Below are 23,145 nucleotides of genomic sequence, written 5' to 3'. Positions count from 1 at the left end.
AAACGTCGTACAATTACGTTATAACAAGAGCCCATTGTCAGTCCGGCTTATACATGTATTCGTATACTGCCACTACCGATGCTGTAAGAGGTCCCATGGATAATTCAAAAGACCGGGAACTCCCTGAACCCGGAGTCAGCACAAAAGAGAGCCAGGAGCCTGTTGCTCCAACGCCTCGTATTACAGACCTTAGCAACCCGGACTACTACATCAACAGGGAGCTGAGCCATTTACAGTTCAACCGCCGTGTGCTTGAGCAGGCGATGAACGACGACCACCCCCTGATTGAACGTCTGCGGTTTCTGTTGATTTATAGCTCAAACATGGATGAGTTTTTTGAAATCCGAGTTGCCGGCCTGATGCAGCAGGTAGAATTTGCCCGTGAACAAGTGGGTTTGGATGGCCTGGGTCCTCAGGCGGTGCTGAAAGAGATCAGCCATCAGGCCAAGCAAAATGTTCAGCTTCAATACGAAATCCTGAACGACAAACTGCTGCCTCGTCTGGCCAGGCAAGGCATTCGATTTATTCGGCGTCATCAGCTGAACGACAAACAGAAAGCCTGGATCAAGCGCTTCTTCTATAACGAAGTCATGCCCATCATCAGTCCCATTGGACTGGATCCGGCTCACCCCTTCCCGAGACTGGCCAACAAACTGCTCTGTTTTATTGTGGCAATGGAAGGCAAAGACGCATTTGGCCGTGAAACGGGTATGGCTGTTATTCCTGCGCCAAGATCGTTACCTCGGGTCGTTGAATTGCCCGATGACGTCTGTGACAAGGGCGGTAGAAATTATGTCTTTCTGTCATCTATCATCCACTTGCATATGCAGGACCTGTTCCCGGGTATGACCATCAAAGGGTGTTACCAGTTCCGATTGACCCGAAACAGTGATCTGGACCTTGAAGACGAAGTAGAAGATCTGGCCAAGGCCCTGCAGGGTGAGTTGCTCTCCCGCCGCTACGGAGAGGCAGTGCGCCTTGAAGTGGTCGATAACTGCCCAGAGCCACTGGTTGACTTCCTGCTGAAAGAATTTGGCCTGACGGAGGATGAGCTCTACCGGGTCAATGGTCCGGTGAACCTGATCCGAATGATGTCGGTATGCAACGAGGCATCACCCGAGTTTGAGCACATGACCTTCCCCAGCTTTACACCCAGTTACCCCAAGGCGTTGCAAGCCCGAAGCTCACGGTCTGTTAATATGCTGGATGCCATTCGCAAGTCCGATATTCTGCTGCATCATCCCTTCGAGTCCTTCACTCCGGTTGTAGATATGCTGCGCCAGGCGGCTACTGATCCTAATGTTCTGGCAATACGTCAGACGTTATATCGTACCGGAGCTCGCTCCGAGATGGTCGATGCTCTTGTGGAAGCGGCCAGGAAAGGTAAAGAAGTCACGGTTATCGTGGAAATCCGGGCACGTTTTGACGAAGAAGAAAATCTGGCACTGGCAAGAAGACTTCAGGAAGCCGGAGCGGTTGTCGTGTATGGAGTGGTTGCCTACAAAACCCACGCCAAACTGATTCTGATTGTTCGTCGGGAAGGAAAAAAGATTCAGCGTTACGCACACCTGGGTACCGGAAACTATCACGCGGGTAACGCACGACTCTATACCGACTATAGCTTGCTGACCTGCGACAAGGATATCACCAACGATGTGCGCAAAATCTTTCAACAGCTGACGGGGATGGGTAAAGCGGTGCGCGTGCGTAAGCTTTTCCATGCGCCCTTCACACTCAAGAAAAGCCTGATCGAACTGATCAATCAGGAAGCCGTTAATGCCAGAGAAGGTAAACCGGCTCGTGTGATCATCAAGGTAAACTCACTGACTGAAAGCCATTTGATAAAGGCTCTTTTCCGGGCTTCACAGGCCGGTGTCGAGATTCACCTGATCATTCGGGGTATTTGCTGCCTGAGGCCCGGTATTGCCGGATTGTCAGAAAATATTCAGGTGCGCTCTATTGTCGGCCGTTTTCTTGAACACACCCGGGTTTTCTACTTTGAGAACGATGGGAAATTCAGAGTCTACTGCTCCAGTGCTGATGGTATGGTTCGTAATCTGGATATGCGTGTTGAGACCTGCTTTCCCATTGAAGAGCCGAAGCTGGCTGCACGAGTGAAGAAAGAGCTGGAACTGTATCTGTCAGATAATACCCTTAGCTGGCAACTACAAAGTGATGGTCAGTATCTGCAGAACAAGCCATCACGGGGCCATCGTCGCAGGAATGCCCAGAGAAGGTTGCTGGAAACACTTGCAAACTACACTCACTGATTTGCAGAGAGGGATTCAGGACAAAGTTGATTTTTTGCCTGAATCCATCGACCGCACAATTACAGGAACAGTTCTTTCACAGTACGCGATGTTCAAAACAAGGCATTTGCTTTCTGATCTCCTGCAGTGCTTTTATGTTCAGCTCGGTGGTCAGTACACAGGGAGTGTTATCGGCCTCTGCAAGCACTTCACCCCAGGGCGAAACAATCATGCTGTGTCCCCAGGTTTCTCTCTTGTTGGGATGAGTCCCGCCCTGGTTAGCCGCCAGAACATAGCAATGGTTCTCGATAGCGCGGGCTCTTAATAACGGCTCCCAGTGGGCCTGACCAGTCACCCTGGTAAATGCGGAAGGTACAGTAATGATTTCTGACTCCCTGACTCTCAGTTCTCGATAGAGCTCCGGAAAACGAACGTCATAGCAGATGGTCAGGCCTGTTCTGGCAAATTCCATATCCACTACATTCAGATCATTCCCCGGCGAATAGTCATCGGATTCCCTGTAACGGCGAGTGCCGTCCGATATATCGGCATTAAAGAGATGGATCTTGTCGTAGCGGGTGACTTCATTACCCTTGGGGTCATAAACAAAGCAGGACGCCCTGCTGTTCTCTCCTTCATTGACGACACAGGGTATAGACCCCCCTACCAGCCAGGCCCCGAATTGTCGGGCAATGCGGGACATCCAGTTTCTGACCACGCTGGTATTGTTGCCCAGAGCGGGAATATCCCCCCCCAACTGAGCAAAACATTCAGGCAGCACAATTATGTCAGCTGAAGACTCTATGCTTGAAAAAAGATCTTCTGCCTGCTTAAGATTGGCTTGAACATCAGGTCCGGAACACATCTGGACCACAGCAGCGGTTACCGCTTTACTCATAGGCTTTCCCCTCTGCCATAGGTTAACCTCTCCAGTTTAATAGATCTGATAATACCAATCGAACTTTCTAACTCGCTATTGCGCTGAAGATTTGAGCCTTAATCCTGCGTTGGCGATCGTCGCCATAGCCAAGGCGCAAATCTCCATGCTCATCACGGGAGTTAGAAAGCACAATTGGTATTAGACCCGTCTCTCAAGAAGCCGATTTACACCAGCATTCAGATCAGATTGAGCAAAGTTTACTTTAGATAATGTTGTTACTTGTTAACCTAATCTCGTTTATTGTTATCGTCAGACAACATCCCGACTCGCAGCGGTTTGTTGAATTTCAGCAATGTTTATAAAAAAAGAGATGATCTCAATCTATGTGTCTGATTACCCTGCACTGGCAACCAGAGGCTCAGTACCCGCTGATTCTGGCCGCCAACCGCGATGAGTTCTATGAGCGGCCAGCAAGAACCATTCACTTCTGGGAAGACAATCCGGAGATTTTTGGTGGCCGGGATTTAGAAGCTGGAGGCAGCTGGCTGGCCCTGAGTCGCAAAGGCAGAATGGCCGCAGTCACCAACTATCGGGAATCGCCTGTTTACCCGGGAACCCTGTCCCGTGGTCACCTGGTAAGTGATTTTTTAAATAGTGATCTGTCACCCAAAGAATTCCTGAACCAGATTCATCTTAAAGCGGATCATTACTCCGGCTTTAACCTGTTGGTCGGTGATTCCAGCGGTCTTTACTACTACTCCAATCGTATGGGTCGTGTTGTTTCACTGAAGCCTGGCTTCCATGCCCTTAGCAATCACCTCTTGAACAGCCCCTGGCCCAAGCTGGAGAAAGTCAGGCAGGGACTGGCGCTGCATGTCAAGCATCATCAGAAACCCGAACCTGAAGGCTTGATTTTTATGATGCACGACAGTTCAAAAGCGCCCGATGACCAACTTCCCGATACCGGTGTAAGCCAGGAGCAGGAAAAGTTTCTATCCAGCTGCTTTATGGCCAGTGAACATTATGGAACCCGAAACACCAGTGTCCTGATTCTCGACAAACAGGGTTCCCTCAGCTGGACCGAGCAAATCTATCTGCCCTACGGAGAAACTGGAAAAAAACTCCGGTTCTCAATGTCATTTCCAGTGTCATGGTAGCCAGCCACCTGATTGGTCGACCTAAAAAAAGACCACAAAGCAGCCAAAAGCAGCTAACTTTCATAGCATGTAGTTTGTCTCTATTCCTATTAGAAGGTCTGAAACATCGCTTTCAGCATCTTCCGAAAAGTGCACGTTTTCGCAGTCAATACGAAGTCACTGAACCCCGCACTAGAAATACGGGGTATCCTGTTGAGGTAAAACGATGAGATCACAAGCTCTGATCCGACTTTATCAGTCCCTGCTGGCCGCGCTGGTGCTGTTGTTCTCCATGACCCTGCAAGCCGCTGGAGGTTGGCAGCAAATTGGCGAAAAGCATATAATCCCTTCTCAAGACACGGCAACCATCAAAATATCTTCTGCAGACGAAGATACTTCCTACAAAACCATCAAATTTCATATCACTCAGGGCAGCTTGAAGATTCGTTCTGCCAAGGTGCATATGAGTGACGGACAAGTGATTGACCTGAGTGTCCAGAAGTTAGTGCTGCCAGGACTGGAAACACGCGGATTCCCGATTCCTGACCATGGCCGCTCTATTAAAAAAATTGTACTTTATATTCAGGCTCCCCTCGATCACTCATCCAATGTGGTGGTCTATGGAATCAAAGCTGACACTTCCGAGAAGAAATCCTAGCTCTGATACAAAGTTTCTGTCGTGTTATCCTTTTCAAAGCTCAGGATCTTCTGTCAGCGACTCAGACCATGGAAGGTCTGCACTACTAGGAGCCTGACCGAGAACAGCGCCCGTCTAGGCGACCCCGTAGCGAGGACGGCAGAAAATTGAGGATGAAAATTCGGTTTTGTGAGGAGAATAGCGAGCTATTTGACGAACAAAAGCGGATTTTCAGACCAATTTGCTGCCGCCGCACGACTGCATGGATGCAGGAGCTAGAGCAATGCAGGAGCAGTTGCCGCGTAGGGCAGTCTATTCTCGGTCAGGCTCCTGGCTGGAGAAGCGCTTGCTTTTGATACCCATGACTTTACCAAGTCCCTCACGACAAAGAGCCAACTCCAGCGAACTCCTGATCAAATGAGAATTGTCCAGCATCATCACGTCATCAAGAATCTCTCTGGCTCTTTCCAGAGTGATTTTCCTAAGCGCCCATTTCACCTTGAGCAAGTTGGTGGCACTCATGGAAAGCATGTCAAACCCCATGGCCATAAGAAGAACAGAAGCGACTGGATCACCGGCCATTTCACCACAAATACCGACGGTTCGGCCTTCTTTATGACAATCTTCGACCACTTTTCGAAGCGCCTGCAAAACAGCCGGATGGAAAGAGTGATATAAGTCAGCCACCCTGGGATTATTTCGATCCACTGCCAGAAGATATTGCGTGAGATCATTGGAACCGATCGACATGAAGTCTACACTCTGCGCCAGTTCACGGACCTGATAGACCGCAGCAGGAACCTCAATCATAACTCCGACGGGAGGCATCACAACCGATAAACCTTCAGCTGACACTTCGCCATGCGCTCTGTGGATAAGATGCAGTGCATCTTCTACTTCATAAACACTGGTCACCATTGGCAACATGATTCGAAGATTATCCAGTCCAACACTGGCTTTAAGCATCGCCCGGATTTGAACCAGAAATATTTCCGGATGATCCAGGGTTACACGGATACCTCGCCACCCCAGGAAGGGGTTGTCTTCCTGAATGGGAAAGTAAGACAGAGCCTTGTCCCCGCCCACATCCAGCGTACGCATGGTGACTGGTCTGGGGGCAAAGGCTTCAAGCTGCTGACGATAAATTTTTTCCTGCTCTGCTTCACTGGGGAATCGTTCCTTGAGCATAAAAGGAACTTCGGTACGATAAAGACCGACACCTTCTGCTCCACGATCCAGTGAACGAACCGTGTCAGTCATAAGACCGGTATTAACCCACAGTGGTAAACGGTGATTGTCCGGGGTAACACAGGGCAGGTCACTGATTGCTTCAAGCCCTTCGCTGAATTCTTTTTCTTCTTCGACAACGGCCTGATAGTGTTCCAGCAGTTCTCTGGAAGGCGAGGCATAAACCAGCCCAAGGTTGCCATCGACAATCAGTTGCTTGCTGGACATCTTGTGATAGGGCAGATCGACTGCCCCCATTACGGTAGGAATGCCCAGAGCCCTGGCCAGAATGGCCGCGTGGGAATTGCTCGAACCCTGAATAGAGACAAGGCCCACCAGCTTCTCCTGGGGAACATCTGCCAGCATACTGGCCGTCAGTTCTTCACTAATCAGTATGGTTTGATCGGGGTAGGTTATGCATTCATGATCGTGTTGCTGGATACTGGCAAGAACCCGACGACCCAAGTCTTTTACATCAACCGCACGCTCACGCATGTAGGGATCGTCCATCATTTCAAAAGTACGTACATGCTCGTCTATTACCTGCCTGAGCGCTCCCGGTGCCCAGTTACCCTGCTTCACCCGGTTCCTGATTTCCAACCCCAGAGCATTGTCGTCCAGCATCCGAAGATAGACATCAAATAATGCTTGCTCTTCTGCCGGCAGATGGCCAGAAAGTTTTTCGGCTGTGGCCTTCATTTCCGAACGAACCGACTCCAGAGCCAGATCCAGAGAGTCCAGTTCTCTTTTGATGTCGTGACAGGTACGATCAGGAACGGCCCCCAAATCCGCCACCGGAGAAGCGACAACGGCTTCACCAATGGAAACACCGCTCGCGCCAGGCGTCCCCTGAAAGCGAGCTGTCTTGCGGGTATTGACCGTAACATGCAGGGAACCTGTGGCCTCAGCATGGGCAATGACACCTGCAAGCTGGGCAGACATGGTGACCAGAAAAGCCTCTTCATGCTCGTCAAACCGGCGTTGTTCTTTTTGTTGAACCACCAGCACACCCAGAATCATCCGATGATGAATGATGGGAACCCCAAGAAAAGCATGAAACTTTTCTTCACCGGTTTCTTTAATGTAACGATATTTAGGATGAGAGGAAGCTGCTTTCAGATTAATGGGCTCTTCTCTGAGACCGACCTGACCGATAAGACCTTCAGACTGGAATAAACGAGCGACACCGACAGCCTTTTTATTGAGGCCCTCTGTCGCCATAAGCGTATAGGTAGCCTGTTCAGCATCGTAGAGATAGACTGAGCAGACTTCGGTATTCATCGCATCCCGAACCCGCCGCACGATAATATTTAGCGCAGCCTGCAAATCCGAGGCGGCACTGACTTCCTGTACAATCGTACGCAGGGTGTTCAGCATGGTGACTTAGTCCAGTCTGCTTATCTGTCTCCTGTGTCTGCTATCTAAAAATAACAGACGCCCGTCTCTGTTGTTTACCATGAAATGGTTTCTGTGTGATGACTGTCAGAAACAGGCTTTCATCACGCAAGTGCAAGGATAGCACCTCAGTGAATATTATCTGTGCCTTTCAGGCTGATGTCAGCATTGGCAACAGTCTCAGTGTCAAAAGTCATGACAATTACACATTGTTAGCTTGATTAGCTTGCAGGCGTCCTATTCGGGGAACCAGCTCGCGCAAAGCACGGCGATAGACCTCCCTTTTAAATGAAACGACCTGCCCCAGGGGATACCAGTAGCTGACCCATCGCCAGCCATCAAACTCCGGTGATCCCGTATGATCCACACTAACCCGGTCATCACTGCTTAGCAGCTCCAGCAAAAACCATTTCTGTTTCTGCCCAATGCAAAGCGGATGCTGATCCCTTCGAACCAGTCTTCTGGGCAGGCGATAACGCAGCCAGCCACGAGTGCACGCCAGAACGTTTACGTCGTCCGGCTGAAGCCCAATTTCTTCATACAGCTCGCGATACATGGCATCTTCGGGGGTTTCATCATCGTTTATGCCCCCCTGGGGAAACTGCCATGCTTCCTGTCTGATTCGCCTGGCCCACAGGACCTGTCCGTGATGATTAGCGAGGATTATGCCCACATTGGGCCTGAATCCATCTGTGTCAATCACGTAAGCGACTACCTTAAACTATCTATTGCTTTGCATTGTTTCATAAACCGCTGCACAACGGCAATCAAGATATTTGCAATCAGGATGCCACTTTTGATAATTAATCAATTATTACTCTTCAAAACTGTGACAAGAGTATTAACATGAGAAACAATTTCTCGCCGTTTTCGCTTTCCTAAGAAATCATGAACAGCCTCTCAGAAGATTTTCATAGTACAATCAGCAAACATTTATAGCAGCGCAGTCTGGCAGGAGGATTTGTGGCTCTGGCAATCTTTGATCTTGATAACACCCTGATAGCCGGTGACAGTGACTATCTCTGGGGACAATTCATGTCCCATGAAGGCATGGTGGATGCAGCCAGCTTTCATGATGGCAATGAATATTTCTATCGTCAGTATGAAGCGGGTACGTTGGTACTTAGCGAATACCTCGACTTTTGCCTTGAACCACTGACCCGTTACACTCTGGACGAACTTAAAGTCCGACATGACCAGTTCATGGAACAGACCATTCGCCCCATCATGCTGGAAAAAGCTGCGAACCTCCTGAAAAAACACCGCCAACAGGGTGATCACCTGATGATCATAACCGCCACCAGCCGATTTGTTACCGAGCCCATTGCCAAAGCCTTTGATGTCGATACGCTACTGGCCATTGAGCTTGAGATTAAAGATAACCGCTATACAGGCAAAGTGGTCGGCACACCGACTTTTCAGGAGGGAAAGGTGATCCGCCTTAAGCAATGGTTGCAGGAAAACTCTGAGTATTCTCTGGAAGGCAGTTACTTCTACAGTGATTCAAAAAATGACCTGCCCTTGCTGGGTCAGGTAGATCACCCGTTCGCGGTTGATCCTGACCCTGAATTGACCACAGTCGCTCATGAGAAAGGATGGCCCGTCATCAGCCTCAGATAAATCTATTTTACTCTTTAAGAACCGTCCGTTTCTGTGCTTTATTTATGAGGTACCAGCGAATTCTCCATTCATTGCTGGTGTCTCCATAGCAGCAGATTGGCCTTACCCGGACCTCTGCTCACAATCATCAAAAAAGCGGAGAAACAATGGACAGATCCCACTTCTACGCATTAATGGAAGGTGAAGGTAAGCTGGACTACGAGGTCTATCTCAATACCTCACAGATTCTGAAAGCCCAGAAGCCCATGGCTGATCTTTGTAATAAAGACGAACTGATGTTTCAGGTCGTTCACCAGATCGAAGAACTCTGGATGAAACTGATCGGTTACACACTTCTGGACATCGATGATTACATTCAAGAGACCAATACTCACCGAGTTATCAGCCTGTTCCAGAGAGTACACCAGACACTTACCCTGATGACCAGCCAACTGCGTCTGCTGGAAAGCATGTCGCCAAAAGAATATCAGGAAATCCGGTTGCAACTGGGTAATGGCAGCGGGCAGGAATCCCCCGGATTCAGAACCTTGCTGAAAATGCCCCCCTTCCTCTGGGAGAGTTATCAAAAACATTACCTCGACCAGAAAGGGCTGACGGTAGAAAAGATCTATAACTCACAATACAGTCACTGCGAAGCCTATGTTGTGGCAGAAGCCCTCACCGAATTTGATGAACAGTTTCAGGCTTTCCGTATTCATCATCTTAAGCTGATCTACAGAACCATTGGCATAGGTGCAAAATCCTTAAAAGGCCGCTCTGTTGAACTTCTGCAAAAAGGCATTCAACAGCGTTTTTTTCCCGAACTCTGGGATATCCGTGGCGCAATGACCGATGCCTGGGGCGGAGAATACGGCGTAAAAAGAGATGCCCTGGGCAACACCAAAAATGCCGCTCATGACAACTGATATTCAAGCGCGTTTCCATCGGCCCGAACGAGGCGTATATCTTCTGAATCACTCGGTTGGCTGTCTGCCCGCTTCCGCCAGTGATGCCTTTCAGAGTCATTTTCTGGAGCCCTGGAAACATCAGGGCAGCCACGCATGGGGACAATGGCTCGAAAACCTGACCCGATTCAATGCTGCTCTGGCCAATCTGCTTAACGCTAAAACCCAACAGTTTTGCCCGCAAAACAACCTGTCCAGTGCACTGACCAAAATAGTAGGTTCGCTGCCACCGGCTTCTGCTGGCCAGCATATTTTGATGTCAGAACGAGACTTTCCTTCCATGGGGTTTGTGATCCAGACCCTGTGTAAACGTTTTGGACTGAAGCCCCGCTTCATACCTCACGAAACGAACCTTACAGACCTGAACTGCTGGGATGACATGCTGTCCGACGATGTCTGGCTGGCTTTTATCACTCACGTTCAGTCCAATGACAGTCTGCGCTTGCCCGTAGCTGACATCACAGGACTGACCAAAAAGAAGTCGATAATTTCTATCGTGGATATCGCCCAGTCAGCCGGAGTTGTCCCCATTGACCTTAATACCTGGCAAGCCGATTTCGTCATTGGTTCCAGTGTTAAATGGTTGTGTGGCGGTCCCGGCAGCGGCTATCTCTGGGCCAGTGATGACATCATCGAATGCTGTCAGCCCATGGATGTCGGTTGGTTCTCTCATCAGAACCCCATGGCGTTTGATATTCATCACTTTGACTATGCGGCTGACGCAGGGCGTTTTATGGGAGGAACCCCTTCCATTATGCCTTTTACCGTCTCCGCAGAGAGTATCCGGACTCTGGATCGTATCGGTACGGAAAATATTTTTCAGCATAACCAGAAGCTGATTAATCATATTATCGCTCAAATTAATCAGGGAGAGATTCGTTCTCCAATGCAGGAAAACCGTCGAGGAGGCACTCTGGCCATCTCATTCAAGGATAACCAGAAAGCGATGCAAGCCATGGATCATGCTGGCATATTCTGCGATCAAAGATCCGAAGGTCTGCGTTTTTCACCTCATATTTATAATACGGAAGAAGACGCAGACCAACTGGTTCAGGTTATTAACCGGCTCTGATCAGGCCCGGGTCACTCGAGCAATAATGGCCTTGATGTATTCCGTCTCCGGTATGGCAGGCAGAACGGGATGATCGGGGCCCTGATGACCCTGCTCGATAATTTGCAAATTACGGTCAATATAGCGGCTGCCCGCTCTCAGGGCATCGAACAGTGAATCTTTCTGAAGATGCATGGAGCAGGAACAGGACACCAGAATGCCATCCTTTTCCAGCAACCTCATGGCCAGCTCATTAATCCGGCGATAGGCCTGTTCACCCGCTTTGGTGTCCTTGCGTTTCTTGATAAAGGCCGGTGGATCAACAATCACAACATCGAACTTTTCACCTTCATCCCTGAGAGCTTTCAGGACTGTGAAAGCATCCCCCCGGATAGACTCAACACGATCCCCAAGGCCGTTAAGCCCGGCATTCTCATGGACCAGCTCTACCGCCTGCTCAGAAGCATCAACACAGGTCACCTGACTCGCACCAAAGGCCGCGCATTGAACGGCCCAGCCACCGACATAACTGAAAACATCCAGTACTTTCTTACCGCTGACGTAGTGACGCAGACGTTCGCGGTTCAGGCGATGATCGTAGAACCAGCCCGTTTTCTGGCCTTTGATGACCGGCGCCCTGAAGGTTACACCGTTCTCTTCCAGCTCCACTTTTTCCGGCACTTCGCCATAAGCCACTTCTACGTACTCAGGCAGCTTTTCCAGCTGGCGACCAGTCCCGTCATTTTTCAGAAGAATACCTGAAGGCTTGAGCACCTTGACCAGAGCATCAACAATGTCATCCTTGACCGTTTCCATACCGGCAGTGGACATCTGAGCAACAACAATATCGCCAAAACGATCAACCACCAGTCCCGGCAAACCATCGCTGTCGCCAAAGACCAGACGGTAGAAAGGTTTGTCGAATACTCTCTCCCTGAGACTCAAGGCTACCTGAATACGATGCACCAGCAGTGAACGATCCAGGACATATTTGCTGTCCCGACTGACCAGCCGGGCACAGATCAGACTATTCGGGTTGATATAACCTGTCCCCAGAGGTTTACCTTCAGCACTTTCGATATTGATCAATTCCCCTGTTTTGAAATCTCTCAGGGGAGAAGTCCGGGTATCGACTTCGTTGCTGTAGATCCAGAGGTGGCCAGCTTTCAATCGACGATCAGCCCGATTCTTCAGGCGGAGAGTTTTTAACGTCATGGAGTTACTACCAGAGCGGCAAGGAGGAAACAGGAAAAGAGCCATTATAAGGGTTCAGGGCGCTTCGGTCATGCCGGGATGTTTATCACTCTGTGCTGACCCTTATCAGTGATTGACCTACCAGTGCTTTTCGACACCTGAAAAAAAGAGGCTCTCGTTAAGTGTTTTTCTCTGAAAAAGCACTAAAAAGCTAACCAACATTCTGGTAAGTCGCAAAAAATCGACAGACATACGAATTGGTTACAAGATAATCCGTCTTTACTCTGCAAGTTATTAACTTGCCTGGAGCCTGACGGGTCATAATTCCGGCGGACTCCTGTAGGAGTAATGACTATGAGAGCGCGTCTTCAAGAGAGTCTGGCTGAAATGCTTCTGGGATTTAATGACCTGGAAGATCTCGAGCAGATTATGTCTCTGGTAGAATCTGCCAATAAAGGGTCAGCCTCCGGTGCCAATCACTTTGTCGAGAATGCCGGCCAGGCTATTCAGCCACACGATTTGAAAAACTTCCTTCGTCTCTATCCGATGGCGCAGGCCATGGTGGCCATGGTTCGCCATTATGAACTCAACAAAGAAACCGATACCCTCAAGATCGTTCTCGAATCCCTGCTGGAAGGTTTGGAAGAAAGAGAAGCCGACGAAACAATCCACTGAAAAGAGTCTCAAAGGCTGCTTATTCAGCTCAGGGCTGTTTATTCAGTTCAGGACTGTTTATTCTGAAAGAACACCTGAACTGAATCAGTGAGGCATAAGCATGTTGACTCTGTCAAAGGAAAACAGGCGCCAACTCAACGAGAACGGATACACAGTCATTCCTGATGCCATCCCCCTGCCCCTCTGTGATGACGCAATTGATTTAATCACACAGTTTCTTGAAATTGACCTCGGCGAGCCGGAAAGCTGGTACAAAAAAGACCTGGGTTACAACGGACTTGTTCCCGTTCACCAGCACCAGAGCCTCTGGAATATAAGACAACATCCCAATATTCACACACTCTTCTCTCAGTTCCTCGGCACTGAAAAACTCTGGGTTCGAATGGATAGACTGTCTTTCAAGCCTCCCTCTCTTGACCCCGAAGCAGATCAGCTAAAACGTCATATCCATCTCGACTTTCCGGCTGAAAAACTGACATCGTTGCGCTTGCAGGGCATTCTCTATCTGACCGACACCAAAAAAGACCAGGGGGCATTCTGCTGTGTACCCAGCCTTTTCAAAAAAGATGAGGTTCTTAAGCACCGTGAAAGTCTCTGGTTCTCTGAAGAGGAACTCAGTCAATATCCGATAGAACCTATAGAAGGCGAGGCCGGTTCACTGGTTATCTGGGACTCAGGACTCCCCCATTCTGGCATGCTGAATGTTTCGGGCAGACCCAGACTGGCCGTCTACATCTCAATGTTTCCGGCAGGCCTGGAAGAAACGGCTGAAGAGCGCATACAACTCTGGCAGGAAAAAAGAGCACCAGAAAAGTGGCGGGGCCTAAACTATCAACAAGATCCGGAACCGGGAGAGCCCGCCCGGCTCACTGAGCTGGGTAAAAAACTGTTGGGGCTGGAGGAATATAACTGACACCCTCTGAACGACCCGGCTTTCAGGTGGCTAAGCATAAACGCAACGTCTAGGCTTCCTATTCACTTTTCTATGGAATCCAGAATGTGAGTAGCCTGCAGCTTTATCTGACCCTGTTTGTCGCCCCGCTATTCTTGTTGCACGCTCTGTGTTTACAGGCTCAGTCGGCGACTATGCCTGCCCCGGTGTCGTGCGACTCTCTCACAGGACAAACGGCGGGTGTTCAGCGACGGCTAAACCAGTATAGAGAGCTTGTTCACGGACGACAGTGTCTTGTTCTCAGTGCCAACCAGAAAGAAAATTTAGATGAATTGATCCATCAGGCTCCTGAAAATACGGTGATACTGCTCTCTTCCAAAACGGTTCCTGTCAGAGGTAGAAACCCGGTTGAGTACCTTTTGAAAGATCCGATAGTTTTAAAGGATGGCCAGAGCATTATTGGAGCCGCTGATGACGGTTTTGAAATCGTTATCAAGTTCAGAGGTCACGGAGACTTCTACATGGTCAAGGTAGGAACCACTAAAAATTTCCGGTTTGGAGAAAAAAGAGACAGCCATATCAGACACCTTACTTTCCGGCCACTTGGATACACAGCTGGTCACCCAGACGCTGCCCACCCCATACCTGACTCTATTGTTTTCGCAGAATGTTACAACCGGAGACTGATTGTAGAAGACAACATATTCCATCTTCCCAAGAGGTCCGCAATTAATCTTGATTGCAAAGAACCACTGGATGCAACGGCCGATCTTGATCGTCCTGGCCCGGGCCTGCAGTTTGCCAATAACACGGTCAGGGGTTACCTCATCAAGACCTGGTACCTGAACTATATGCCCGAAGATGGGATATTTGTAAATCTTCCTGCTATCAGGAACCAGTTACAGAGAATCACTGTTACTGATAATAGATTCCGGGGCAGAATGGCAGAGGCAGGTGAATTTACTCTCGGGTCCGGAACCCATCTGGATATCTTCAGAAATACCGTAGACATTATCAATGATGGCGTTACTAACACACTTCGCGACGCTCGTGCCCAACGATCGCCCCGGGTGGGAGGCTTTACTCTTATAGGTCATACCGATGCCAATGCAGAGCCTCCTCTCTTTAACCTGGCAGGCAACCGGATCCGGGTAACAGCGCCCGCTATAAACGTCAGCCCCCCTCTTAAGCTGGCCCTGGCCTGTAACCAACTGCAAGCCACCAGTCCATGGCAACAACTGCAACAACACTTCAGCCTGAAAGCTGATGATCCATTACGACTGGGAAGTAAGTGCAAAAAACCGACGACTCCACCCAATGACATGTCAACACCAAGTTCAACGGTTGCCATGCCATCGGCTGGCTCAAGCGTTTCCGTGCCAACAACCATTCCCTATACCATCAGCCAGATTCTAAATACCTGGACGGCCATTAACTCGTCTGCCACGGCCTGTGACGGACTGACCAACTTCGAAGGTCGTTTCTTCTTTGAATCAGCAGTCTGCCCGACAGTCGCTACGACCTCTGCTTTTATTACCGATAGGGCTTTTAGAAGCAACACGATATCTAATAACAGCTTGACCTCCACTTCATCTGGCAGCTTGGCCACCACTTCATCAGCGGATTCAAAAAGAATGACTTGGGGTTTAGGTTTTATAACCATTCTGGCCATATTGCTGGCTCTATAATTGGATGAGGCTCTGATATAAAACAAACTTGGCTCGTCCCAAGCTTGTTAAAGGCAAGGTGACAGCGCACTTAAAAAAACTGCGTGCGTAGGACAGGGAGTATTTCCATAGAATTCTTCAGCATCTCGAAATGACGTATGCTTTTTAGCAAGTATCTCTTTGGTACACCTTGGTTTTCCCTCAACCATCGAATAAACTCCCGCATCGGCCTTAAATTACTTTATAAAAAGTACTTTACCAACCATGAAAACCCGCGACCTGCTCAAACTCCCTGACCTCAAACTAGCTCAGGCCATCAACACCATGAAAGGCAAAGAGTGCGAGAAGCACGCCAGAAACTACACCAGAATTCTGGGCGTAGAGTTTGATAAAGCGGTTATGCACGCCACTTACGCCGCCATGTTCAGTCAGAGTGACGAGCCAGTCGATCTGCGTACTTATAAAGCCATAGTGGATCTGGTGGACAGTGATACTGAATATGGCGAAAAGGAAGCAACAATTCTTACAGCACTGCTGTTAGCTCATATCAACCAAAAAATGAAACGGGTTCAATCCGTTGTTTCGCAAACACCTCCAACATTACCCCTGTCGTAAGAAACTACGGGGAAAAGGAAACCGACGATGCTAATGCAGCTATCGGAGTTTACCAGCACCTTACAAAGGCAAGGAGAGGAAGAGCAAGAATCTTCACAGAAATTCTGGGTAGAGAGTCCGAAAAAGCGACTGTGCAAGCCAACCACGCCACCCTGTTCAGTGAGAACGACAAACCTGCCAAGCCATGCAGCTAAAACCACCTTAGATAGAGTGGTTTTCAACACCGATAGATACGATTAAAAGATAGCCAGAACCGGTTCTTTTGAATTTTAAGTGGGTAAGCAGGCTTCATTCACTCCACTGAAGTCGAGCTTTCCTGTCAGCAAGTACACCATCATCTTGAAGTGTGGCTTCTTATATCCTCTTGCCTATTGACCACAATCTTGCATTTGACCCTGACTTCACCAGGGAATCTTTTTTCAAATATCATGTCTTTAATTCAGAACAGGGCCGAATTTTCAGTGATCTGGCAACCATCGCTGAGTGTAAAGAAAGGATGGAGGTCGCATTAACTGACTTTCATAAATGAGCTGAAACGGCTCAAAATGAGTGGCCTTGGCGGGATCTTGAGGAAAGCATGGTGTTTGACCTAGACTCCAAAGCCCTGTTTGCCATACTGGACGAATATACTACCGAACAATTCTGGAGCATGAGATGACTAAATACGCTTGCCGTTATGCCATTGTGCAGTTCATGCCCTACCCTGAGACCGGCGAGTTTGCCAATGTCGGGGTGGTCGCGGTAGTGCCTGGTCAAAATCACTTTGCATTCCAGTTGGAGCTGACCAGGTACACCCGGCTGACCCAATTTTTCAAACACCTTGACCCCAGGGTTTTTACTCACTCAGTCAAGCACTTGCATGAAGAGTTACTTTACCTGGAAGAATCGGTCAGCAATGGTCAGATGACGGCAGTGCAGGCCTTTGAACTTATTGTTCGTCCTCTTGAAGCTATTCTCAGGTTCAATAAAGAGCGGGTCAAAATGACTCAAAAGCCTCTGGCAATTGCCAATGAGTTGTTTGATCGTTTTGTGCTTCATGATTTTGCCCAGAAGAACAATTATGAGCATGAATTGCAAACCAGGCTGGGACACTTTGTCCGCAGCTTAAATCTGCGCCATCAATTCAAGAAGGAAAAAATCGGTACTCTGTACCCTGTTACTATGCCGTTAGTGCAGATTACGGAAGAGAATCGGTTAAGAGCGATTCAGCCTCTGCATTTTGACCGTACTGAGCCGGAAAAAATTATTGAGCACGGAAACCTCTGGATTGACAAACTGAGCACTTTACAAGAGCTTAATGAACTGCCGGAAGACATTCTGATTCCAGTAGAAAAGCCCGTGCATAAAGGCGATGTTCAAAAAGCCTGGACAATGGTTCAGAAAAGGTTAAAAGATTTTGGTGATATTGCTGATGCCAGCAATGAGACAGCAATAGAAAAATTTGCCAAAGGTACGTCAAGAAACCATTATGCATAAACTTACCTTATGGATGAAAGCCAAGCTTGTTGAGCCAGCCGAAGAATATGCTGCCAACCAGGGTAAATCTCTGTCTCAACGGGTAGCTGATTATTTTAATGCGCTAATCCTTGGGGAATCTGATGCCACCAAAAAGCTCACCCCTCTCACACAGAGTCTCAGGGGTGTTATGGCGGATTCTGAAGTATCAAACGAGGAGGATCACAAAAAATACCTTTAGGATAAGTATCTGTAAACATTCTGGTCGAGACCAATATTATCCTGAACGTACTTCTTGACCGCTCTCCCTTTTTAGCCAGCTCTTTTAGCGATTACGAAGACAGTGTGCTTCATGCTTCTGCAATTCAGGCTGGCGCAGAAGCTATTATCACTCGTAATGCCAAAGACTTTACTTATGAACGAGACCCGGCCTCCTTCTGAATCAGTCTGACCGACGTTTCTGTTAACTCGTTAATACTTTGCCAGAAGAGCACTCGCTGCTCTCTATCGTCAGGTTCCAGTGGCTGAAGTCTTTTAAGCGAAGCCTGAAGCTCCTTCGGGCAAACTGATTCGCGTACGGGTCGGGGTTGGTCAGGATAGCTATCGCTAAAAAAACGATCCCAATCAAAGTAACAACCCGGATCAGCCTTTCCCCTGAAACCGGCTATCTGTTCATGGCCAAGAATCCGTTGTGGATCATTCAAACTCGGGTAGTGCTTCTGCAAGTGTTGAATCACATCTTTCAGAGCAGAATATTGTGCATCGGTGAAAGGGAAAACATTCCCATTGAAGTTAACCAACTCTATTCCAATGGCAAAATCGTTGAATGTTTCTTTTTCCTGCCAGCGGCTGACGCCTGCATGCCAGGCTCTGTGAGCCGTACCATTCAGGCAACTGACCAGCTCGTAGACGGTACCGTCCAGATCAATTACCAGGTGAGCTGAAACCTCACACCCCTTACTCGAGACGATGTCCAGCGTACCCTGGAGATCCACAGCCGTATAATGCAAGATCAGAAACTCTACTGGAATTTCCCGGTCATCAAAGTTAGGGCTGGGATGTGAAGTGAAACTTAGAACCATTAATTTGCCTGTAAAAAACCTGGAGTCCGTTGAATTTATAGACTAGCCAGCCCACTGCTCTGAGATCAAGGGCGCATTTTAATTGAGCCATGGCCAGTTTTTCAAATGAATGTTTGCAGGATTCAGAACCGATCAACTTCATCTCTTGTTACTTTTCTGATAGCCCTCAATGGCTTCCTGACGACGTTTGCTGACCGCCAGCTGTTCCTGTACACGATCTCGTTCCAGCTGGCAGGCCAATATCATTTCCCGGTAGAGCGCTTGGAGCTCTTTGAGAAGCGCCTTCACCTCTTCGGAGGGGGCTGAGCCACTTTCCAGAGCTTCTTCAATTACCTGACGGGCTTCAGTATCCAGAGCTTCCAGCGTTGTCCAGTCCCGGTTACGGATAGCCTCCCCGAGATTAAAAATGGACTCCCGGAGTTTCCCTTTGGTAATGTCAGGTTTTTTCATCGGTAACCTCTTTACCATCAGCGATGCCAGCCTGAGCCTGAGTGTAGACAGTCATGCCAATGCCATCTGTCATGTGGATTATCCAGAACGATGATCACTCCCATTTATATCGTTGAGTTACTACTATTGTTTATCTTCGGCACATTATTGGTCAACAAGACTTAATACAGTAGACATGACAGCATTACCCTTCAATGATGTGCCTGCACACAAAGCTGTACTGCTTTGGATTATGCAGGCTCTCTCCTGGAATTTTCGCTTCATGCTTTCCCGTGAATATGATAAGAATGGAATGAAGGTGCGTGGACCATTCAAGCGCGAGCAGGAGGCTGCGTGAAAAAACTGTTTTTTTATCTGAAAAGTCTTTCTTTGCTCTCAGGATTTAAAAAATATCCTTATGGGCTCAATCTGCTTTTACTGTCCGGTTTTTCAGCGATTGCTTTTGCAGAAGTAACAACAGACAAGCCAGCCGACCTGAGTCTCACTCAGGTTATTGCGCCTCTGTTTTTTGTCATTGTGCTGATATTTGCCCTGGCCTGGATCGTAAAGAAATTGAACATAGGCACACCCGCCGTTGGCCAGGGAATAAAAGTAGTCTCAAGCGTTCCGGTTTCCAGCCAGGCCAGGGTCTGTCTGATTCGTATAGGCGAAAAAGATATATTGCTGGGAGTCACCAACCAGCAAGTCAATTTGATTCACAGGTTTGATGAATCCCCCCTGCCGCCTGATAACAGGCAAAACCAGCAGGATTTTGCCGTTCAGTTCAAAAACCTGCTAAAAGGTGGAAACTCAAAGTAAGCCGCTACCTTATTTCCTGCTCATTTTATCTTTCACAGGAACGACCTCTTTCCAATCCTGAAAAAGTATTGAGTAAAGATCTCGAGTGGGCGTCAGGATCATGAGCAGAATAATAGAATTCCCCTGATATCGACTCATAGTGTTTTTTCAGTAAACGCCCTCTGGGAATGACCGTGTAATATTCACCGCGAATGACAATGCGATATAAACCTTCTTTGTCGTACATATCGGGTATCCACTCGACGGTAGCCACTCCCGCCTGCCATTGGAACCGGGTAGTCCAGTCATCATCTGTGGCAACTGTATCCCATGATCCTGTGCAGTCATTCTTCCTCTGCACATAAAAAAAACTATCGAGATCCATGCCTGATCTTGGGTGTGATGCAATATATTGAAGCTTCACTGACTGGCCTGAGTGAATATTATCCTGACTGTCAGTTATTATACTTCCGTATTGGCTATGTTCTTTTTCCGGGATGTTATCCATACGAACATCGTCGTACAGATAACTCAAATCCAACGGCATTGCTTCATCCGAAGGAGGCTGCTCCTCTTTACTCAATTGCCTGGAAAGACTTGAAAAAGCCTGAATCATGGCACTGAGCTCCCATGGACCGAATAAGGTGGATGCTCCCTCATAGTGCTGTTTGTAGAACTCCTCTGCTGTGGTCAAATAGCTGGCATAATCGTTGGAATACCCGGCGATGACAATATGCCTGTCAGGAATCCCTGAAAGTTTTGACAATCTTTTTCGAAGCCGTCTTCCAGCCATAACTGTCGGCTCAACAGGCAAGGCAGCAATCTGAAAATTGCCCAGCCGAGCCAGCATCAAGGGCAGGACTTCGGGGACCCAGGGCTGGTTAATGACTTCCCGGTGCATATTGCCTGAGGGAAACACATCATTGAAATAGTGAAAGTTTTTCCGACTTCCCAATGACAGCATGACCGGCTTGGGCTTCTGACATATCAGTTCTTGTTCGGACGGCGAGGTCAGAAAATCGGTTACCATTCTGATCCACCATTGCTCATTCTTGCGGCCTTCATAGGCCCCAAGTAACAACCTCACAAAATAGGGCGGCCGACCATCTTCCGTGCCTGCGGCAAAACTGTATCCCATAGCTGGATTGCAGGTTGTTACTTGCTTCTGCTGCCCTGAATATTCTTGCCGGACTTCGTAGTTGGAAAAGTCCACCCAGTTATGCACCGACTCAATGGGTCCATAAACTCTGTTGCCTCTGGCATTAAAAAGTTCCAGGGCTTTTTTAAACTGTCTTTGACCGATCTCCCTGACATTTTCTTCGGGCGTTTTGCCGGGCCCGGTGCCATCAAGATTCAGGTTAGGTGTCATGTCCCCGGCATTGGTTTGTGGAAAGGCTGCAATGAAAGAATCCACTCCCCAGTTGTACTTTGCATAGCGTTCAAAAGCCCAGCTGGCATAGCCTTTGTTGTCACTGCTCAACAGGAGATTACTGCGGGGATAGGAGACTGCATGGGTTGCAAACCAGGTGATAGCACCTAATGGCCTACCGCCCCGGGCAAACCTGAGTTGCTGAACAAACCGGTCAATAGAACCTCGCCGGCTGGCATCTACATTGTTTTCATAGGCAGACAGGGACCGATTGCGGCTGGCATTGTCCAATAACCCCGTTTTCATCCGGATCTCAGAAGGAGCAAGGTCTTCATGGGCCATCCTGATGGCCTGGATAATGCCCGACACCATCTTTTCAAAAGCCCGGTCATCGAATACGCCATAGGGCATATTGTATAGAAAATGGTGAGACTGACCGGCTGCGGCACTGTGGGTATGAGTCGCTGACAGGATGACGTTGTGGCGGTTATAAAGAGAACCAAACTCTTGTTCCAACCGAGTTAGAACCGCCTGATAAACACTGGCAAAAACCGCTCCCGCATCAATGACCACAATAGCAAGACGATGGCTCTCTCTTCCCTGACTCACTATAAAGGCTCTGGCCCACTGCCGATCATTGATTCCAGCACTTATCTGGCTGCTGTCGGCATATCCCATCATGCCACTGCCTACTGCCGAGCCTGTGATGTCTGCTTTACTGACCCCGACCCAATAGGAAGCATTGACCCAGGTTGCCAAAAAGAGAAGTATCAAAAAAAGACTGCCGGAAGAAAAAGTAAACCGGTTCATAAAATTCCCTATCCGTTCAGAAGAGCGGAGTATAGCTAGCTCTCAGATCAGACAAAGCCCATGGGACAGTCAATTGGGGAAAACTACCATAAAAAACCACAACAAAGACACAGTTATCCAACAAGTTATCCACAGGTTGCAGGTAAAACTCTGGTACCCATCCGCTATCTCAAACTCTAGAGGCCGGTTTTCGGGGGGATGCGTTCCCACGCCTGGCGGGAACGAGTTGCAGGAGCTTTGCGAAACGCTCTTTAAGGTGGGAAGAATATCAATTCCACTGGATCGCTATTGCTTCATCATCATGCCGACCAGTTGCAGCATCTGCATTTCTGTCTGGCAAATTCTCTGAAGATCTTCCTGGGTCTCCCGGCTCATATCACCCAATCGATCATTCATTTCATCCTGTCCATGCCATTTTTCAACGGCCATATCTTCCGGGTAAGCCGCCAGCAGTCTGTTATGGAGTCCCTGCTGCTTTTCCCAGAGGACACTCAGCATAATGATAAGAATGGGAGGAGCCTGCCCCGTCAGGGAACGAAGCTTGATATAGGTCCAATACAACTGAGCAATCCGAAAAGTGCTGTTGCGCAGACACAAAAGGGATAGATAAGCTTCTTCCTGATCAGTCATGGAGTGTCTCCTCAGTCCATATAGAACACCCGGAACTCGTTATCAGAAGACTTACGGCTGTCTTCAGGCTTGAGCAATACTGCGGATGAAGATCACTTCGACAGCGTTCAGAAAGTGATCCGTAAAATCACTGTAACATGGACATCATAAATGCCCATAGAGAAAATCGACCCGTTTTCCAGCATCTGAACAGAAGGCACAGATGACCGGAAAAACCACTGCTTCAAAAAAGTTATCCACTTTTCCACAAAAACCCTGATCAAACCCCTGAATGAACTGTGGATAAGTGAGAAACTTCCTCTGAATCTGGCTTCATTGAAGAACTGATCAAAAAACAACCAGCTCATCAATGAATCACTCCCTGCCAACCAGTGGGTGTCGCAAAACTCT

23 protein-coding genes are annotated in these 23,145 nt (G+C 48.5%); 15 read left to right on the top strand and 8 right to left on the bottom strand.

The genetic code is table 11. From position 1 onward, the window contains the following. Window positions 1-95 precede the first annotated feature (95 nt). On the top strand, window positions 96-2,270 hold the full coding sequence (gene ppk1, locus ACOJUN_RS09975; RefSeq protein ID WP_422136480.1) for a polyphosphate kinase 1: 2,175 nt from the start codon (window positions 96-98) through the stop codon (window positions 2,268-2,270). Between the two features lie 76 nt (window positions 2,271-2,346). Here ppk1 and ACOJUN_RS09970 read toward each other — a convergent pair whose 3' ends face one another. Further along, window positions 2,347-3,147 carry a carbon-nitrogen hydrolase family protein gene (locus ACOJUN_RS09970; RefSeq protein ID WP_422136479.1) on the bottom strand — a complete coding sequence of 267 codons (801 nt, stop codon included), beginning with the start codon at window positions 3,145-3,147 and terminating at the stop codon, window positions 2,347-2,349. 365 nt (window positions 3,148-3,512) lie between these two features. Between ACOJUN_RS09970 and ACOJUN_RS09965 the strand changes: the two genes are divergently transcribed. Both ACOJUN_RS09965 and ACOJUN_RS09960 read left to right on the top strand, forming a co-directional pair. Then, the gene (locus tag ACOJUN_RS09965; protein ID WP_422136478.1) at window positions 3,513-4,286 is read left to right on the top strand and encodes an NRDE family protein; all 774 of its coding nucleotides are present in this window, start codon (window positions 3,513-3,515) and stop codon (window positions 4,284-4,286) included. A 205-nt stretch (window positions 4,287-4,491) separates the two neighbouring features. Beyond that, entirely contained in the window at window positions 4,492-4,923 is a 432-nt protein-coding gene (locus tag ACOJUN_RS09960; RefSeq protein ID WP_422136477.1) for a hypothetical protein, read from the top strand. 291 nt (window positions 4,924-5,214) lie between these two features. Here the strand turns inward: ACOJUN_RS09960 and ptsP are convergent, their stop codons facing one another. Both ptsP and rppH read right to left on the bottom strand, forming a co-directional pair. Next, window positions 5,215-7,506, bottom strand: a complete 2,292-nt coding sequence (ptsP, locus tag ACOJUN_RS09955; RefSeq protein ID WP_422136476.1) for a phosphoenolpyruvate--protein phosphotransferase — start codon at window positions 7,504-7,506, stop codon at window positions 5,215-5,217. A 220-nt stretch (window positions 7,507-7,726) separates the two neighbouring features. Further along, window positions 7,727-8,227: an RNA pyrophosphohydrolase gene (gene rppH / locus ACOJUN_RS09950; protein ID WP_422136475.1), complete on the bottom strand. Its 501-nt coding sequence runs from the start codon at window positions 8,225-8,227 to the stop codon at window positions 7,727-7,729. Window positions 8,228-8,487: 260 nt separating this feature from the next. Here rppH and ACOJUN_RS09945 point away from each other — a divergent pair, with 260 nt between their 5' ends. From ACOJUN_RS09945 to ACOJUN_RS09935, 3 genes are all read left to right on the top strand, one after another. Beyond that, window positions 8,488-9,144 carry an HAD family hydrolase gene (locus ACOJUN_RS09945; protein WP_422136474.1) on the top strand — a complete coding sequence of 219 codons (657 nt, stop codon included), beginning with the start codon at window positions 8,488-8,490 and terminating at the stop codon, window positions 9,142-9,144. Window positions 9,145-9,290: 146 nt separating this feature from the next. Next, window positions 9,291-10,049, top strand: coding sequence for a tryptophan 2,3-dioxygenase family protein (locus ACOJUN_RS09940; protein ID WP_422136473.1), 759 nt, complete (start codon window positions 9,291-9,293; stop codon window positions 10,047-10,049). Then, window positions 10,039-11,160: an aminotransferase class V-fold PLP-dependent enzyme gene (locus ACOJUN_RS09935; RefSeq protein ID WP_422136472.1), complete on the top strand. Its 1,122-nt coding sequence runs from the start codon at window positions 10,039-10,041 to the stop codon at window positions 11,158-11,160. Before ACOJUN_RS09940 ends, ACOJUN_RS09935 begins: the two co-directional genes overlap by 11 nt. On the opposite strand, the gene ACOJUN_RS09930 is transcribed toward ACOJUN_RS09935, so the two are convergent. Beyond that, on the bottom strand, window positions 11,161-12,354 hold the full coding sequence (locus ACOJUN_RS09930) for a class I SAM-dependent rRNA methyltransferase (RefSeq protein WP_422136471.1): 1,194 nt from the start codon (window positions 12,352-12,354) through the stop codon (window positions 11,161-11,163). It lies immediately after the preceding gene. A gap of 333 nt (window positions 12,355-12,687) precedes the next feature. Between ACOJUN_RS09930 and ACOJUN_RS09925 the strand changes: the two genes are divergently transcribed. From ACOJUN_RS09925 to ACOJUN_RS09895, 7 genes are all read left to right on the top strand, one after another. Beyond that, entirely contained in the window at window positions 12,688-13,008 is a 321-nt protein-coding gene (locus ACOJUN_RS09925; RefSeq protein ID WP_422136470.1) for a hypothetical protein, read from the top strand. Window positions 13,009-13,108: 100 nt separating this feature from the next. After that, window positions 13,109-13,921 (top strand): phytanoyl-CoA dioxygenase family protein, encoded by an 813-nt coding sequence (locus ACOJUN_RS09920; protein ID WP_422136469.1) that lies wholly within the window; start codon window positions 13,109-13,111, stop codon window positions 13,919-13,921. Between the two features lie 86 nt (window positions 13,922-14,007). After that, window positions 14,008-15,588 (top strand): hypothetical protein, encoded by a 1,581-nt coding sequence (locus tag ACOJUN_RS09915; RefSeq protein ID WP_422136468.1) that lies wholly within the window; start codon window positions 14,008-14,010, stop codon window positions 15,586-15,588. 243 nt (window positions 15,589-15,831) lie between these two features. After that, window positions 15,832-16,182, top strand: a complete 351-nt coding sequence (locus tag ACOJUN_RS09910) for a hypothetical protein (RefSeq protein ID WP_422136467.1) — start codon at window positions 15,832-15,834, stop codon at window positions 16,180-16,182. A 346-nt stretch (window positions 16,183-16,528) separates the two neighbouring features. Next, window positions 16,529-16,711 (top strand): HipA family kinase, encoded by a 183-nt coding sequence (locus ACOJUN_RS09905; RefSeq protein ID WP_422136466.1) that lies wholly within the window; start codon window positions 16,529-16,531, stop codon window positions 16,709-16,711. Window positions 16,712-16,836: 125 nt separating this feature from the next. Further along, entirely contained in the window at window positions 16,837-17,658 is an 822-nt protein-coding gene (locus ACOJUN_RS09900; protein WP_422136465.1) for a DUF3037 domain-containing protein, read from the top strand. Continuing rightward, on the top strand, window positions 17,651-17,878 hold the full coding sequence (locus ACOJUN_RS09895; protein WP_422136464.1) for a DUF6364 family protein: 228 nt from the start codon (window positions 17,651-17,653) through the stop codon (window positions 17,876-17,878). Before ACOJUN_RS09900 ends, ACOJUN_RS09895 begins: the two co-directional genes overlap by 8 nt. A 172-nt stretch (window positions 17,879-18,050) precedes the next feature. Here ACOJUN_RS09895 and ACOJUN_RS09890 read toward each other — a convergent pair whose 3' ends face one another. After that, entirely contained in the window at window positions 18,051-18,719 is a 669-nt protein-coding gene (locus ACOJUN_RS09890) for an N-acetylmuramoyl-L-alanine amidase (RefSeq protein ID WP_422136463.1), read from the bottom strand. A gap of 138 nt (window positions 18,720-18,857) precedes the next feature. After that, window positions 18,858-19,169 carry a hypothetical protein gene (locus ACOJUN_RS09885; RefSeq protein WP_422136462.1) on the bottom strand — a complete coding sequence of 104 codons (312 nt, stop codon included), beginning with the start codon at window positions 19,167-19,169 and terminating at the stop codon, window positions 18,858-18,860. Window positions 19,170-19,344: 175 nt separating this feature from the next. Between ACOJUN_RS09885 and ACOJUN_RS09880 the strand changes: the two genes are divergently transcribed. Both ACOJUN_RS09880 and fliO read left to right on the top strand, forming a co-directional pair. Further along, entirely contained in the window at window positions 19,345-19,506 is a 162-nt protein-coding gene (locus ACOJUN_RS09880) for a hypothetical protein (RefSeq protein ID WP_422136461.1), read from the top strand. Further along, entirely contained in the window at window positions 19,503-19,967 is a 465-nt protein-coding gene (fliO, locus tag ACOJUN_RS09875; protein WP_422136460.1) for a flagellar biosynthetic protein FliO, read from the top strand. Before ACOJUN_RS09880 ends, fliO begins: the two co-directional genes overlap by 4 nt. Before the next feature lie 25 nt (window positions 19,968-19,992). Here fliO and ACOJUN_RS09870 read toward each other — a convergent pair whose 3' ends face one another. Further along, the gene (locus ACOJUN_RS09870; RefSeq protein ID WP_422136459.1) at window positions 19,993-22,089 is read right to left on the bottom strand and encodes a neutral/alkaline non-lysosomal ceramidase N-terminal domain-containing protein; all 2,097 of its coding nucleotides are present in this window, start codon (window positions 22,087-22,089) and stop codon (window positions 19,993-19,995) included. A 321-nt stretch (window positions 22,090-22,410) separates the two neighbouring features. Then, window positions 22,411-22,755 (bottom strand): hypothetical protein, encoded by a 345-nt coding sequence (locus ACOJUN_RS09865; protein ID WP_422136458.1) that lies wholly within the window; start codon window positions 22,753-22,755, stop codon window positions 22,411-22,413. Window positions 22,756-23,145: the final 390 nt, after the last annotated feature.

Source organism: Endozoicomonas sp. ALD040 (genome assembly GCF_049275945.1).
GTDB lineage: Bacteria > Pseudomonadota > Gammaproteobacteria > Pseudomonadales > Endozoicomonadaceae > Endozoicomonas_A.
Note: the sequence above shows the minus strand (reverse complement) of the source record. Positions and strands in the feature narration are given on the sequence as shown.